This is a genomic window from Leifsonia poae (assembly GCF_050632865.1).
Lineage (GTDB): Bacteria > Actinomycetota > Actinomycetes > Actinomycetales > Microbacteriaceae > Leifsonia > Leifsonia poae_B.
On sequence record NZ_JBODSA010000001.1, the window covers coordinates 387,825 to 402,070 of the forward strand.

Below are 14,246 nucleotides of genomic sequence, written 5' to 3' on the forward strand. Positions count from 1 at the left end.
GAAGTCAAGGGGCCGTGCCATGTATCCATCATGGCACACGATAAGGAATCGGTAAAGGTTCGGGGCACGATCGATGTCCGCGAACGGTCGGCAATTGACATGGTTATGGTAAAGTAGAGGCATGGATGAAGAAGACCTGCGGCGGATCGCGGAAGCGCACGTCGCCCTCGGAAGCGGCCGGGCGCGCGAATTGCGCCTGTCGCTCCGGATGAGCGTCGGTGACCTCGGCGCAACGGTCGGCGTCTCCGGTGCAGCGATTTCGCGCTGGGAGACAGGCAGGCGCACACCTCAAGGGGAAACGGCGGTCAGGTACGCCCGCGTGCTGGAAGTTCTGGCGAAGGTCGCCGGCAGCGCGCGACAGCCAAGTGTGCTGACCGTTCGTGAAGGGGATGAAGGGGGTCAGCTGTGACATCGGCGACCTCATCTATGACTACAGCGCCAACCACAACGACAGGTATCCGCCATTCCGAACCGGAGGAATTCGCCCGCACCGATGAGGTCGCATTTCAGACCCTCTATCGCTCGCGCTCAGTGAACTCCGTAGCTGACACCGCTCACTTCATGCAGTGCAGCACCGACACCATTTACGAACTCGTCGCACGAAAGGAAATTGAGACGTTCCGCGCCGGCAAGCGCATCTTGATTCTCACCCGCCCCCTTCTTCGGTCACTCGGAGAGGACTGACCGCCGCCAGATACGGCACGCGCTTCACAACGGTTTTGACAGCCGCAACCCAGGCCCACAACCGCAACAACTTCATATCGAGAAGGGTTGACCCCTCTTGTTCATTTCGTCCCTCGACCTCTCAGCCGCCTTCGTACAGGCGCACGAAATCACCCCCCAGCTCACACTCGCGGACATTCCGCAAAGCGCCGTAGACCGCTACCTTCGCCGCCGACTGTGGCGGGAGACTCGACTGCCGGAACGCGAATCGTATGCGGATCCCGTGTTCGCCCAGATGCTGGCCCGAACCCAGCACACGCCGGAAGACCCGCCGCATAGACGCGCGCGAGAACCAAAGAGTCCCCACCCCTTCGCAGCGACGCCGAGCGAAGACCTTGTATTCACCCTGGCCTGCGTTGACGGCCCGATCTCGTTCGGTCGCCGCACTCTTCTGTTGCTCCGTGCTGCACAGCGACTCGGGGCGATCAACGTGAATCAATGCGCGACTTCGGATGTGCGTGCCCTGGTCGAAAGGAGCGAATGATGAGGGGCACCCAGCACTCCCGATTCCGGTGGCACAACCAGCTCATCGAACGCGGAGGCGGATTCGAATCGCATGCGCCCGAATTCGACCCGCTCAGACTTCCGAAGCGGCAGCGACGGGCGCTTGCCGTCGCACTGCTGACGCAATCGTTCGACCTCGAGTACCTCGAACACCGATACGCCGTCTCACTTAAGCCGCGCCACTTCACCCCAGAGTCGATGACCGAGGCGGAGAAGCGCACCGTCTGCAACGCCTTCGCCGCACGCGGAGCGAACGTCGATGATCTCGAAGCTCACTTCGGCATCACCCGGAAGGCGGTCAAGTAGTGACGCAGGCGACGCAACGCCGACTCATCGCAACGCCGCTTGCGACAGTGAAAACGACCCGAACCAAATCAGCCTTCCGGGATGTCGTACCGATTAGCACGATCACAGTGTTTGCTGGCGCGGCCGGCATCGCCAAATCAACCGTGCTCGCGTGGAAGATCGCTGGGTGGACCAACGGAACTCTTGACGGCGACCTCCACGGCATCCCCTCCGTTGTCGCAATCATCAACGGCGAGGACGACGCCAGCAGTGTTTTGGTTCCGCGGCTCAAAGCGGCAGGAGCCAACATTGACAACATCGTGTCCCTCGGTAGCGTCGAGGCCACCGATGATCGCGGCGACTGGATCACCTCTCCTAACCTCGCGGACGATCTTCAGAGCATCCGGGAAAGCCTGATCGAGTTCGGCGCCAAAGTGCTCATCATCGACCCGATCATCAGCCTCATGTCGGGTGACTCACACCGACTCGAAGACGTACGCCGCAACCTCGACCCACTGGCGCAAATGGCTTCGGACCTCGAAATTGCGATTATCTGCGTCGCTCACTTCAACAAGGGCGGAGGAAGGGCAGGGGACAAAGTCAGCGGCTCACACGCCTTCCGGGACATCGCCCGGTCCCTCATCGTGATGGCGGTGGATGAGGAAACCGATGACCGAATCCTCACGGTGGAGAAGTCCAACTACAGCCCGGTGCGCCCGTCGCTCGCGTTCCAAATCGAATCCGTGAACGTCGGCACCGACGACGGCGACACCGCGACGGTTGGCCGTGCGCGACTCATCGGCCCCGCCAACGTCACCGTTGACGACATCCTCAACCGCGACCTCAGCGTCCTCGGGGAACGGTCACAAGACCTCATCGAATACGTCAACGAACACCCCGAAGGCGTGCGGCCCGAAGCTGTAGCAGCAGCGCTGAACATCGACGTGGCACAGGCGCGAACCTACCTCAGCCGTGCACATAAGACGGGCCGCATCGACCGACCAGAACGCGGCGTCTACACGCCCATACGCAACACCGACATAACGGAACCACACACCGTTAGGAGTGTTGCTTCTGTTGCTTTCCCGCCCAAAGCAACAGAAGCAACACACACAACAGCGTCAGGTTCTGTTGCGAACGCGTTGCCTTGCCCCATCCACAACACCCCAACACTCAACGGGATCTGCGGACGATGCGAGGCAGCCGCATGAAACACATCACCGACAAACAAGGCCACCCGTGGCCAGTCACCGGGCACTACTGCTCAACCTGCGGCATGCCCATGCACCCCACCAACCAGCCCTACGGCACCCACCCCACATGCGACGAGAGGAGAACCGCATGACCACCAACCGGAGTCGTGATCGGTCCGCCCGCGTCATCGGGCCAATGTGGCGAAACCCCGCGCGCGTGAGATGGGGGAGTGGTGCGGGGCCTGTCAGCGTCGCGTGGTCGATTGGCGGAAACGCCCCGCACGCGCGTACCCATGCACACAGGGGTGCACACAGGGTGCCTACTGCCCTTGTGTTTACTGGCATCGGAGCGCGGGCACATGTCGTGGTGTCAAGTGCGTGGCGCGTGGCGGGTTGGCCGGCACTGCGGGGATACGCGCGTGCGAGAACCGCTGACACCCCCGCCCTAGCCCCCTTTTCTCAGAACGCGAGGCCCCGGTCACTTGCCGTTCGGTACGTGTGGGTTTTCTGAAATCTAGTTTTCGGGGTGCGCGATGACGCGGCGTAGGGATGCGGCTGGGCGTTCGTGGCGTGAGGCGTTGGAGCGGGTGCGGGCGGTGGATGCCTCAGCAGCGGATGCGATGGAGGCATACGTGTACGAGTTGCGGGATGAGTCGGCGCGGAGGCGGATTCGTTTGCGGGAGTTGGAGGGGGACGTGGTGGTGTTGCGTGGCTAGTTCGGCGGGGGATGACGCTTATGCGGCTTTGGTGGCGGGGATGGATCGTGTTCGGCCGTTGTGCCGTGGTCGCGATGAGTTCACGGATGACGATACGGATCCGGCTCATGTTCGTGAGCTGTGTTTGATGTGTCCGTTGTTTGGGTTGTGTCTGAATTACGCGCGGGTTGCGAAGCCGAAGGCTGGTGTCTGGGCGGGAGAGAGGTGGGATCGGTGAGTGATGAAGAGGACCGGATGCGGGTGGGCCGTGAGGCTCTTGCGGTGATGATGCGGGCTATTCGCAGTTTGGTTGAGGATCCGGATGGTTTGCATATCGAGGAGTTGAACACGTGGCCTGATGGGTTCCCGGATGCTGGCGAGGTTCGGCGGGCGATGTTGCAGTTGTTGGTTCAGGACTATGCGGAACTGCTTTTGTTGCTCGCCGGTCAAAGCAACGCTGTCGCGTTCTTGGACGACAAATTGGGAAAGCTTGAGGCTATCGGGCTTGAGAAAGATGTGTTTGGTCACGATCCGGAGTCGGACGGGTGGCTGGATGCGTAGCGGTTGGGGCGGTCGTCAGTGCCCTGTGTCGTTCTTAGAGGCGTTGGCCAGAAGCTGGTCTATTAGTCGGCGCGTTTTCTCGTTGCGTTCCTTGCGTACTATCTCTGCCTCTTCGAGTATTTCCTCTTGGTACTCGGTGGGGTCGTCCATCCACGAACGCACCATGTTTGATAGCCATTCCTGCGCGAGGATAGCTTCGGTTACGGCTTTGCCTGGGGTGTCAGAATCCATCGCTTTGGGAATCCGCTCGGTGTGGAACTTGACGACCTCGAAAAGGTCCCTCCCCGCCATATTTCGACTGGAGCCGACGAGGCGGGCGGCCTCGAGCGTCGCCTGGTCATATTCGCGTCTTGCTTTCCGGTTCGGTTTTGGTCCGAAGCGCCTGATGGCAGTGTCGATCATTCGAAGCAACGCTGCTCCTTCGGAGCGGCGCTCTGCTACCAAGGCCAAGCGGTCTGCGTGCTCGATTGATTTCCGCGTTGCACGTTCTGCGCTGCGAGTAGCTGCGAGGACTGTTACCCAGGTGACCGTGCCCGTCACGAGCACACTTGCGAACACCTCCCAGAAGGGGAACGTGTCCTGGTATGTGGCGCAAATTCCCGGCCAGAAGGCTATGCATTGTTGCATGCTCCGCACCCTAGCGAATGTGTGGGTGCAGCGTGGCTGAGAGTGGCACTGAGGCGGACGCGCGCCGGCTGAATGTGCTGTTGCAGCCCGACGGGTCGCTGTACATTCGCTCGCGTTTAGCGCCGTGGGTGAAGAGGGTGTTGTTGGCGGATTTGCAGCAGATGCGGCGTGCGCGGAGCGTCGGTGAGTATGCGTCGGATGTGCTGGAGCTCTTGGATGCGCTGATGTCCGTTCCCGGACAGCCCGTTATGGATAACAGTAAAATTAATACAGCGGCTGAGGTCGATGGCTTCTCTTCAGCGGTGTCTGCCAGTAACGCCCTGGCTTCGGCGTATCTCTGTTCTGACGAGGTTGCCGTTGAGCTGGGGGTGACAGCTCGTACGGTTCGCCGCCTGGCGCAGAGCGGACGGTTGCAGGGGCTGAAGTCAGGGCATTCGTACGTCTTCACGCGAGAAGCATTGGAAAACTACAAAGAGGGGGCCTGATGGCCAAAGTCGAAAAGGTCACCGAAGACGACGTGACAGCGGCTCGGGAAGCGCTCGAGGTTGCTCAGCGCGAGTTGGAACGGCTTCGAGAGGCGTACTTCGCCAGCGATGGCACGTCCTGGGACGCAGTGGAGTCCCAGGAAGCGGTGCTCCGATATGCAGAGGCCGAGATCATTCGGCTGCGTCGCGCGAAGGAGCGCCACGACCAGGAGGTCCGATTCGGGGAGTTGGCGAAGCTTCGCAAGGAGATCGACTCCTATTCGTTGGCCTCCGGTGATGAGTTCTCGAAGCTGCTCGACATTGCTGAGTCGGCCGCCGTTTCTTTTGCCGAGGCGTTCAAGGCGAGAAACGAAAAGATCTCCGGATGGCAGGATCGCTTGCGGCAGCTCGGGGTGGCGGAGATATCCCCGACGAAGCTGGTCCCTTCCGACGCTGATGCAGGCTTGGGTCTCGGTCCGTTGGGAGCCGACTTCGAGTTGCAGGCCGGGAACCGGAAGCTAAAGCGCGTCTACCCCGGCGCCTACCTGACCGGCCTTCTTGTTGGGTTGGGAGCCGAGCGTCGGGACAGCCGCTACTACTTCGATGAGAAGGGTTACGGGTACAGCGATATCGAACGTCTCCGTGCGGAGGTCGGATCGGTCGACCACGAGGCGGCGGGTATCCCTGACGACGCCGTGTTCTTCCGTACTGCCGATGGCGGGCTGATTGTCACGGACCAATCCAACGCGTTCTCGCCGGAGATTGTGAAGCGGGACCGTCTTGAGCGGATTTCTCGTGAGGAGGCTTTGAATGGTTGAGCAGCGCGACGAAGCTTGGGTGAAGGCGGCGTCTCCGGAGCAGATCAACGCAGCCATGGGCGCTGGCGAGCTGGCGCAATACCTCGGGGGCAAGACCGAGGAGGAGAAAGCGCATGATGCTCACGTGGGGGCTCCCCAGATCGCCTCCTTGCCGAGGCGTACGGTTTCACTTCGTTCGCGCAGATGAGTTCCGCGGGCAGCGCATACGGATCAACGCTGTTTGAGTCGAAGCGGCGGGATATGACGCCGGCTCAGCTCGAGAAGCTTGCGTGGTTGGAGTCCGCTACCCCTGCGGAGGCGTTCAACGCGGAGCAGGCGGGCGATCTCGACAACCTTCTGGGTCGAGACGTCGCGAACGAAGCTGACCGGATTGCCGCGATCAGTTCCCAGGTTCGCGACGCGGTAGCGCACGCGCTTCGACTCTGACGTTCCATCCGACTCCACTCTCTTAGCCCCTGACGGGGCTTTCGTCGTTTAAAGGACAACTCCACGTGGGCGCAGACGGGCCAACTACTGCTGGCAGTATCCGGGCAGAGCTGATTCTCGACAGTTCCGACTTCATGTCGAAGCTTGCCGCGGCTGACGCTGCGGCGCGCAAGCTCGGCAGCGTTGACCCGAACATCGACGTTGACGTTCAGGCCGGCGACGCGATTTCAAAGCTCGCTGCAGTGGACGCAGCTGCGAACCGCTTGGACGGATCCACGCGGCGGTTGGCAGTCGCACAGGGGGCCCTGAACAGCGCGAACGGGGCAGGCATTCAACGGTGGCAGTTGATCGCTGCCGCGATTGCTGCCCTCATCCCTCTGCTGGCCCCGCTTGCCGGGTACGCCATCGGTGTGACCGGTGCTCTCGCGGGCATGGGTGCCGCTGGCGGCCTCGCTATCTACGGACTCATCAAGGCGATGAGGGACGGCACCGCCGCAGGTGGCGAGTGGAAGAACGGACTAATCCAACTCAAGTCGGTGCTCGACTCCCTCGCGAACACCGCCGCTAACGCCCTGCTCGGATCTTTCAAGCAAGCCATCTCCCAGATCAACACGGTTCTGCCGATTCTGAACGAGCAGATTCGCACGTTCAGCCAGATTCTGGGGGTGGCCGGGAATGCTGCCCTCACGGGTGTGCTGAACGCCCTCCGCATCCTCAACCCCGTTTTCGTGCAGGCGTCGAAATACGTTCTCGATCTCGCTCGAGGCTTCCAGACGTGGACACAGAATGGCGGCCTTCAGCAGTTCGCCAACTACGCCATCACCCAACTGCCGATCGTGGCCGATGCTCTCGGCTCCGTGGCCACGGCCGCTCTCCATATCGTGGCAGCCTTGGCACCGATCGGAACCGTTGTTGTGCAGGCGCTCACCCTCGTTGGGCAAGCGATTAACGCGATCCCCCTGCCGGTGATTATGGATGTGGCTGCTGCGGCCGGGGCGGCGTTCGCGGCGTTCAAGCTATGGGGTCTGATTCAGCCCATCTTGTCGACTGTGGCTTCGTCCATCGGCGCGGTAGGCGTCGCGACGCAACTGGCCACAGGTCCCATCGGCTGGGTTACGGCGGGAGTCTCGGCGCTGGCCGCGGTGCTGTCGGTGAACGCGCAGGCGTCGCAGGAGGCGACTCAGGCGGCTGCTGATTATGCGGCAGCGTTGAGGCAGGACAACGATGCGATTGGCGCGAATGTGCGCGCGACCGCGGCTAAGCGGTTGCAGGACGAGAACGCGTTGGACGCGGCACGCAAGATCGGCGTCTCAACGCAGGCGGTCGTAGACGCCACCCTTGGCGACGTTGCTGCCAAGAAGTTGCTCAGCGCCGCTATCAGTGACGTTCAGGACAAGACCCGTCAACTACAGGCGGCGCACGGTGGCCTCACCAAGGCCGAACAGCAGCGCCTCGACGCTTCGACCCTGCTGGCCCAGGTGACTGGGGCGGAAAACTCGCAGATTCAGGATCAGATCAACAAGTCCCGCCAACTCAGCAGCGCCATCGGGAAGGCGAACAGCGACACCGCTACAAGCACTGACCTGATTACCGCGTTGAGGACCGCAACCGACGCAACTGCGGATGCAACAGACAAGTTGGCGCAGCAGTTGCGCGGCCTCGGCCAGGTGAACCTGGACGCGTCCACGGCGAACATCCAGTACCAGCAGTCCCTCGCAGACGCGTCGGCCGCCCTTGCGCAGAACGGCGCAACGCTCGATTTGAATACGCAGAAGGGCCGCGAGAACCAGCGAGCTTTGGACAGTATCGCAAGTTCCGGCATCGGCTTGGTTGCTGCGCAGTCGAAGACTGGTGCCTCAACGGACCAGCTGACCGCAACGATGGCGGCGGCCCGTCAGGGCTTCATTGACACCGCCATCAAGATGGGCGCGACCGCCGAGCAGGCTAACGCCTTGGCCGATCAGTACGGGCTCATTCCCAAGAACGTGGCGACTGCCGTCCAGGTCACCGGTGTGGACGACGCCAGAAACAAGGTCATCGGGTTGCAGCAGTGGATCAACAACCTCCACGGCAAGACCGTATTCGTGGACGCTGTGGTGAACGCTCCTGCCGGCGCACCGGGTCGCGGCAACGTCGGCTTCCGCGACGGCGGCACCATCCCGCTGCACGCCGCAACTGGCCTGACGGTCCCTGGTTCTGGCGCCTCATGGGTGGACTCAGTGCCGGCAATGCTGGCCCCCTTGGAGGAGATCATTTCTAACCGCTACGGGCAGGCCTCCAACAACCGCGTGTTGTTGAAGGCCATCAACAGCGGTGCGCGCCCGATGCAGATCGCGCAGATCGCTAACCGGCAGGCGGGCGCAAGCGCGTCGCAGGCCCCGGTCAACGTGTACGTCAGCTCCAACGGAGTCGATTTGACCAAGTTCATTGACGTGCGTGTGGAGCAGGGCGGCAGGGAGCTCTTCAGACAAGCCGCCACCCAATTACGAGCCGGAAGGATGTTCTGATGTCGCAGAGGAATCCGTTCGTTTTCGAACTCACTGACCCGCAAAACCAGCGGGCGCACGTCTTCCTCGCCCCATGCACAGTCACGCAGGTGTCCCCGCTGCTCGTGACGGTCGAAGGGGGCACCGACGTGCCCGGGGTCTCGATCGCAGGTGCTACCTACTCCCTCGGTCCCGCAAACGCGCTCATGGTCGACGGCAGGGCCAGCAAGCCGATCATCCTGCCAATCGGTCCCTGAGACAACCCAGCAACCAACGCAGCAAACCCCACCGCCTACGGGCGGTTTTTTAGTGCCCGAAAGGTAGCCGATGGCCACTTTCTCTCCAACTCCACCGTCGTACGGCAAAGTCGTCGGCCGTTACCTTGTCGCGGTCGGTGACGGGATCGATGCTGATGTCCTTCCTGACGGTGTGGTGCCCACTGGCACCGTTACGCTGACACCATCTGTCGCGCAGGTTCTTGTGGCGAACGGCAACCCGGATCCGTTCACCTATGAATTGCAGCCCATCACCGCAACCCTCGACTCGTCCGGGTATCTGACGTTCAACGGTCAGCAGGGTGTGTGGCTGGTCGCCACGGATGACACGAACACGAATCCAACCGACTTCAGCTACACGGTGCAGTTGAACGTTTCGTATTCGGGTGGCGTTGTCGACCGACGCAAGTTCGACATCAAGGTGCCCGCGTCGACGGCCAGCGATCCCAGCACGTTCACCGATCTCACAAGGTCGGCACCCATCGCCAGCTCGAGCGGTACTGCGATCGTGCAGGGACCTCCCGGCCCGGTCACCGACCTCACCATCGGTACGGTCACCAGCGGTTCGACGCCATCCGCGAGCATCACAGGGACGGCGCCAAGTAAGCGCCTCAATCTCGTCCTCCCGAATAGCGGCGGCGGAACGGTATCGCTCGATAATGCGGCGCTCACGGGAACCCCGACAGCCCCCACCCCGCCTGCCAGCGATAACAACACCCGTATTGCTACAACGGCGTTCGTACAAACCAACATCGCGGGTCTCACCTCGGCCACCCCGAACACGGGCAGTGTTGGGTACAACTCGTCCACGCATACGTGGCCGCCCCGCCCGTCCATCCCGAACGGGCCGGTTGAGTGGCGGTCCACGAACGACCCTTCCGCGATCCAGCCTCCTGGGATGCTCATCGGTGACTCCTGGGTGCAGCACCCGGACGCGGTATAGGGAATTCACCGAGCACTACCTGTCGGACCACTCGCAGCCAGGTATAGCTTCCACGTGAAGGCGACCTCAGTCCCGGCTGGGTATGGACGGAATGCCCGCCGTCGTCCCTAAGCGCCTGGCCGGACTGAGGCTGTCTTGCGAGCGGCCGGTGTCTCAAGCCTGGTCGAAGCTCTCTCGAAGCTGCACGTATATCTCTTCCTCGCTGGTACCGGTGACGGACGCTAGCCTTGAGGACAGCCATACCATAGCCATGAGCGCTGGTACCACGATGTTCGTGGCGTCATATTGGACCCCTGATTCTTCGTTGTAAGTAAGATCCGCAGCGCCAATGTCCTTCAACCGTTGTAACGCGAGGTTGATTGCGCCCAGGTTGGCGCCCATTTCGGCCTCAGGATCGATCGAAGTCATGGCGTCGACCAGGACGTGCCCTACCAGCCGCCGCGTATTCGGGTTGCTCATGCAGACAGATTGCCCGCAAGGTGATGCGGTTGTCACCCGGTTGAGGCTCACGCGCCCATCCCCCGCGCGGGTTTCGCACGGGCAACGACCGCATGAGCCCTAAGAATGCCGGTCCCTCGTTAGTGTGGGCCGATGGGCCTACAAGAATTTGTTCCGCCGCACGACCCAACTCAGGACGCCGCGCTCGCGGTGGGGTTTGCGAGTCTCACGACCATCCCGATCGTCGGAGGCCCCGTAGTCGAAATTGCCTCCGGCCTGCTGGCGTCACGCCAGCAGCAGCGTCAGCATGAATACAACGTCATGCTGGCGAAGACCTTGGAGGACTTGCTCAGAGAGGCTGACGGGTGGTCAGCCGAGGCGGTGCTGAATTCGGACGAGTTCATGGCTGCGTACGAGAAGACCGCGCGCTTCGCAGCCGAATCGGAGTCGCAAGAGCACCGACTGCGATTGGCTCGAGCTGCCGCGCAGATGGGGGACTGGTCTCCGGTCAACAAGGCCATGCGGCGTCAGATGCTTGCCTGGGTGACCGAAATGGACGATTCACATGTGCGCGCCCTCAAGTTTCTAGACGATCCTCGCGCCTTCATCGCGAAGGTGGACGACGACCCGTCCCGCCTACCGCACGCACTGAACCCGGGAATATCATTGTCGTCGCTAATCGGTGAGTGGGTCTATCTGAATCAACCGGGATGGGCAGATCTCACGAGAATCGTTAGTCGCTTTCTCAATGACAATGGATTAGCGCAGATCCCCTCGCAGTCGACAATGAGTGTCGACGGGGCGCTCTCGTGTCACACAACCGAGCTGGGGCGCTCTTTACTCCACTTCATTGAGACGCCCTCCAGCTAACGCTTGGTCATTCCCGCGGCTCGTCACTGGCTGTGTAGCGCGGTTCGCGCGTCGCGCCGAAAATACCGCCCCGACAATCCAAAGCAATGAAGCCGCCAGGGCTAGCACCATGAGAAATAGGTCGACCTGGGAGGCAGGCCGAAAGCTGTAATCAGTCCCGCAAGTGCGGTCAACCCTGCGGCTGTAGGCCCCAACCAATCCATGCCGTCGATGATGCCAAAGGCCAGCGACATTCTTCGCACGGTTCTCGCCGGTTCTCAGACCGATCACCGTGCGCAGCTCCGGCCGAATATCGATCGCTAGTTAGCCTGCCGGATGTGGGTTCGGTGGCCCGTCCCAGTACCCGGCTGTTGTGTTGTTGTCGTACCTCACGAGGTCGTCGGCCCGCTCGAGTGATTCGCATACAGCCATGAGTCGACGCTGTGCAGGGTCAAGATCCCACCGGATCAGTAGGTACTGGTCCTTGCCGTACTTGTCGGTGTAGCGGCGTATCACGGCCTTCGGGATAACGCGGTCGTCGCGCATCACCAGCCAGGTGTCCGTGTCATAGCGGATTGGCTTCGGTCGTGTCACAGGATCATTAGAACATATGTTCGAATCACGCGGAGCGTCGAACCTCTTCTCTATTGCACCGCGCCGTCGGTCTCCTGGCTGGCGGCAGGCGTAACGCACTCGGGCCAATCTATGTGGGACCTGTAGCGATCTATCTCGTCTCTTAACGCGAACTGAAACGACAGCAGCTTGGCCTTGTCCATCAGAGCAGCGTCGGGCGTGCCTTCGACGGCACGCTTGATCAAGTCGCGCTTGGCTTGAGCTTCGGTGGGCCATCCGTGACGGCCGATCTCCTTCGAGAGATGCAGATCGAACATGCGAGGTATCCCGGACCCATCAGGATCCATCCGGGCGAGTACGCGACCAACCACAACTCCGAGCCGCAGTTGGATTCGTCCGGCCACGGCGGAGACATCGTGATCCGCTATCTTCCATGCGAAGCGGCGCGAGGATAGAGTGCGGCGCCGGCGGCCAGCAATCTTGGCCGAAGCTCTCACAATTCTGATCCCATGAGTTGATTTGCGCCCTGGCGGGAAAACATTCCAATAGTCGAACAGGAACGACACTCGATCCGCTGGCTCAATTCGAACGGGTTGCTTCGCGACGTAGTCGCCGTGGCCGTGGCCCGGGAGTTCGAAGGCGCGAGGCACAACGTGATGGCGAACCGACCTCAGTTTGCCCGGAATCCGCCCCCTCCACTCGAGACCAACATCCGCCACCGTGACCGCGTGACGACCCTTGTTCTCCACAACGACCTGCGCTAGCTCGACCGCGTAATCCGCCGAGAACGGTGCGTCCAATCGCTCAAAGTTGGCTGGCTGGATTCGCCAACGCCCGGTCTCGACCGTCCATAGAGCGCCATCGGGTCTGTCCCAGAGGGCACTGCGTAGGAGCACGCGGACCCGACCGCCATCGAGATACCTAAGGAACACCTGGCTGAGAATCGCCACCACCGAAAGCGACAAGGCAATCCATGCTGTGGGATCTGTTCCGGCGGCGTTCTCGGTGTTTGCTGGCGCAGGGGTTGCCGCGTCGCGCAGAAGCTCAAACGCCAGCAGTGTAACGCACGAGGTGAAGATCACGCTTCGAAGGATAACGGTGAGGGCAGATTCGCTTTAGCGACGCTCGGCCAGCAGATTGGCGCGCCACTCCCGAAAGCGCGAGAATGCGATATCGGCTGATTCCCACGGACCTGAGGGAAGCGAATCTTCGTCAGGGCGGATGTATTCGTGTGACACGACGTAGTAGTGCGCCTCCGTACCTTCCGTCCGCTTCTCAATGAAGCCAGCGCGTCTGCTCGATCCATTCCAGTACGCGTGAGTTCGCATTGACCACCGCTCGTCAGAAATCTGGACAAGCTCAAGTTCGAGGGCTTCGTCAACTGACCGCTGCAATGTTGCCGTGTCTGTTGAGGCGGCGCGGTACTCATTACCTCCGGGTCTGAGCAGGAACCGCGTATAGGTGCCCGCTTCCTCGAGGACCGTTAGCGCGAGGATTGGTTCAGTCAGCTCCACGCGAGCGAAACCAACTTCCCCCGTGAAGTAGATATTGCGCAGCCCGACTCCCATCGCGCCGTGATGCCAAGCGTCCTCACCTGCACGCAGATCCGCTTCAACCGCTTCGCCCAAGATCTCTTCACCGTCGGGCAAGGAATCTTTCAGCAGCGCTATCCACGAGTTCATCTATTTGCCAGTCACTGTGCAGGCTGCGCGTCGGCTGCGCGACCACTTGCGACAATGGCCCAGGTAATCGCCGCACCGACGAGTAATAGAACGCCAAGGGCCACCAGCCCGATCCCCGTCCCGATCGTCCACCAGTCTCCACCGACGTTCCCGGTGTCGAATCCTACGAGGGCTTGCGAATAGGTGTTGGCAACGGTGTCATGGCTCAGTTGGTTCGCTCCGGCGATCCATACGATGCTGCCAGTGAGGGCTGCGAGAACTCCTGTTACTAGTAGGAGCATGCCGGCTGGGTTCCGGCGGAGTGCTTCTTTCATGGCGGAATAGTAGAGCGATGCTCACTTATCGGCCATCCGTGCGAGCACCGTTTCTTGCGCCGCGTACTCCTTCACAAATTGCCGTTGCGCTTGCGCGTGGCTGCTGCCTTGTGCGCCGCGACCGACCGCGGTGACCTCTGCCAAGGGTCGATCACTGAGGGAGCGGTGAGGGCTGCGCGCACGTCGCTGAGGTAAAAGCGCCAGGTTTTTCCGACTTTGAAAGCGGGCAGGTCCCCGGTGATTGCTTTGCGACTGACCGTGTACGCGGAGAGGCCCAAGTGATCTGCTAGTTCTTGCACTCCCATTGGCTCTTCGTCCGCGGGTCGGAGAGCGGCTTGCAATTCCTCACGGATGATCTGTCGCAGGCGTTCCTCTGTGATGTACATAGCG

The 14,246-nt window shown here is 61.5% G+C and carries 21 protein-coding genes; 14 read left to right on the forward strand and 7 right to left on the reverse strand.

Annotated features, from left to right (window positions below):
* Window positions 1–121: 121 nt before the first annotated feature.
* The 6 genes from ACRAWB_RS01840 to ACRAWB_RS01865 all read left to right on the forward strand — a co-directional run bounded on the left by ACRAWB_RS01840 (window position 122) and on the right by ACRAWB_RS01865 (window position 3,961).
* Window positions 122–409 carry a helix-turn-helix transcriptional regulator gene (locus ACRAWB_RS01840; RefSeq protein WP_431351791.1) on the forward strand — a complete coding sequence of 96 codons (288 nt, stop codon included), beginning with the start codon at window positions 122–124 and terminating at the stop codon, window positions 407–409.
* Window positions 406–684: a hypothetical protein gene (locus tag ACRAWB_RS01845; protein WP_431351792.1), complete on the forward strand. Its 279-nt coding sequence runs from the start codon at window positions 406–408 to the stop codon at window positions 682–684. Before ACRAWB_RS01840 ends, ACRAWB_RS01845 begins: the two co-directional genes overlap by 4 nt.
* Window positions 685–1,161: 477 nt before the next feature.
* Window positions 1,162–1,533, forward strand: coding sequence for a hypothetical protein (locus ACRAWB_RS01850; RefSeq protein ID WP_431351793.1), 372 nt, complete (start codon window positions 1,162–1,164; stop codon window positions 1,531–1,533).
* Window positions 1,533–2,723 carry an AAA family ATPase gene (locus ACRAWB_RS01855; protein WP_431351794.1) on the forward strand — a complete coding sequence of 397 codons (1,191 nt, stop codon included), beginning with the start codon at window positions 1,533–1,535 and terminating at the stop codon, window positions 2,721–2,723. The genes ACRAWB_RS01850 and ACRAWB_RS01855 overlap by 1 nt, the downstream gene beginning before the upstream one ends.
* Window positions 2,724–3,461: 738 nt before the next feature.
* Window positions 3,462–3,638: a WhiB family transcriptional regulator gene (locus ACRAWB_RS01860; RefSeq protein WP_431352692.1), complete on the forward strand. Its 177-nt coding sequence runs from the start codon at window positions 3,462–3,464 to the stop codon at window positions 3,636–3,638.
* Window positions 3,635–3,961 (forward strand): hypothetical protein, encoded by a 327-nt coding sequence (locus ACRAWB_RS01865; protein ID WP_431351795.1) that lies wholly within the window; start codon window positions 3,635–3,637, stop codon window positions 3,959–3,961. The genes ACRAWB_RS01860 and ACRAWB_RS01865 overlap by 4 nt, the downstream gene beginning before the upstream one ends.
* Window positions 3,962–3,976: 15 nt before the next feature.
* On the opposite strand, the gene ACRAWB_RS01870 is transcribed toward ACRAWB_RS01865, so the two are convergent.
* On the reverse strand, window positions 3,977–4,363 hold the full coding sequence (locus tag ACRAWB_RS01870; RefSeq protein ID WP_431351796.1) for a hypothetical protein: 387 nt from the start codon (window positions 4,361–4,363) through the stop codon (window positions 3,977–3,979).
* 257 nt (window positions 4,364–4,620) lie between these two features.
* Here ACRAWB_RS01870 and ACRAWB_RS01875 point away from each other — a divergent pair, with 257 nt between their 5' ends.
* From ACRAWB_RS01875 to ACRAWB_RS01905, 7 genes are all read left to right on the forward strand, one after another.
* Entirely contained in the window at window positions 4,621–5,073 is a 453-nt protein-coding gene (locus ACRAWB_RS01875; protein ID WP_431351797.1) for a helix-turn-helix domain-containing protein, read from the forward strand.
* The gene (locus tag ACRAWB_RS01880; protein WP_431351798.1) at window positions 5,073–5,870 is read left to right on the forward strand and encodes a hypothetical protein; all 798 of its coding nucleotides are present in this window, start codon (window positions 5,073–5,075) and stop codon (window positions 5,868–5,870) included. The genes ACRAWB_RS01875 and ACRAWB_RS01880 overlap by 1 nt, the downstream gene beginning before the upstream one ends.
* Window positions 5,863–6,057, forward strand: coding sequence for a hypothetical protein (locus ACRAWB_RS01885; protein ID WP_431351799.1), 195 nt, complete (start codon window positions 5,863–5,865; stop codon window positions 6,055–6,057). Before ACRAWB_RS01880 ends, ACRAWB_RS01885 begins: the two co-directional genes overlap by 8 nt.
* Window positions 6,058–6,110: 53 nt before the next feature.
* Window positions 6,111–6,296: a hypothetical protein gene (locus ACRAWB_RS01890; RefSeq protein WP_431351800.1), complete on the forward strand. Its 186-nt coding sequence runs from the start codon at window positions 6,111–6,113 to the stop codon at window positions 6,294–6,296.
* Window positions 6,297–6,361: 65 nt separating this feature from the next.
* Window positions 6,362–8,803, forward strand: a complete 2,442-nt coding sequence (locus tag ACRAWB_RS01895) for a hypothetical protein (protein ID WP_431351801.1) — start codon at window positions 6,362–6,364, stop codon at window positions 8,801–8,803.
* Window positions 8,803–9,039, forward strand: coding sequence for a hypothetical protein (locus ACRAWB_RS01900; RefSeq protein WP_431351802.1), 237 nt, complete (start codon window positions 8,803–8,805; stop codon window positions 9,037–9,039). The genes ACRAWB_RS01895 and ACRAWB_RS01900 overlap by 1 nt, the downstream gene beginning before the upstream one ends.
* Window positions 9,040–9,109: 70 nt before the next feature.
* Window positions 9,110–10,000, forward strand: a complete 891-nt coding sequence (locus ACRAWB_RS01905; RefSeq protein ID WP_431351803.1) for a hypothetical protein — start codon at window positions 9,110–9,112, stop codon at window positions 9,998–10,000.
* Window positions 10,001–10,153: 153 nt separating this feature from the next.
* On the opposite strand, the gene ACRAWB_RS01910 is transcribed toward ACRAWB_RS01905, so the two are convergent.
* Window positions 10,154–10,459: a hypothetical protein gene (locus tag ACRAWB_RS01910; protein WP_431351804.1), complete on the reverse strand. Its 306-nt coding sequence runs from the start codon at window positions 10,457–10,459 to the stop codon at window positions 10,154–10,156.
* Between the two features lie 132 nt (window positions 10,460–10,591).
* On the opposite strand from ACRAWB_RS01910, the gene ACRAWB_RS01915 reads away from it, so the two are divergent.
* Window positions 10,592–11,308: a hypothetical protein gene (locus tag ACRAWB_RS01915; protein ID WP_431351805.1), complete on the forward strand. Its 717-nt coding sequence runs from the start codon at window positions 10,592–10,594 to the stop codon at window positions 11,306–11,308.
* A gap of 303 nt (window positions 11,309–11,611) precedes the next feature.
* Here ACRAWB_RS01915 and ACRAWB_RS01920 read toward each other — a convergent pair whose 3' ends face one another.
* From ACRAWB_RS01920 to ACRAWB_RS01940, 5 genes are all read right to left on the reverse strand, one after another.
* Entirely contained in the window at window positions 11,612–11,881 is a 270-nt protein-coding gene (locus ACRAWB_RS01920) for a hypothetical protein (RefSeq protein ID WP_431351806.1), read from the reverse strand.
* A gap of 50 nt (window positions 11,882–11,931) precedes the next feature.
* The gene (locus tag ACRAWB_RS01925) at window positions 11,932–12,942 is read right to left on the reverse strand and encodes a hypothetical protein (RefSeq protein ID WP_431351807.1); all 1,011 of its coding nucleotides are present in this window, start codon (window positions 12,940–12,942) and stop codon (window positions 11,932–11,934) included.
* Window positions 12,943–12,975: 33 nt separating this feature from the next.
* Entirely contained in the window at window positions 12,976–13,542 is a 567-nt protein-coding gene (locus tag ACRAWB_RS01930) for a hypothetical protein (protein ID WP_431351808.1), read from the reverse strand.
* 11 nt (window positions 13,543–13,553) lie between these two features.
* On the reverse strand, window positions 13,554–13,856 hold the full coding sequence (locus tag ACRAWB_RS01935; RefSeq protein ID WP_431351809.1) for a hypothetical protein: 303 nt from the start codon (window positions 13,854–13,856) through the stop codon (window positions 13,554–13,556).
* Between the two features lie 71 nt (window positions 13,857–13,927).
* Window positions 13,928–14,242 carry a helix-turn-helix domain-containing protein gene (locus tag ACRAWB_RS01940; RefSeq protein ID WP_431351810.1) on the reverse strand — a complete coding sequence of 105 codons (315 nt, stop codon included), beginning with the start codon at window positions 14,240–14,242 and terminating at the stop codon, window positions 13,928–13,930.
* Window positions 14,243–14,246: the final 4 nt, after the last annotated feature.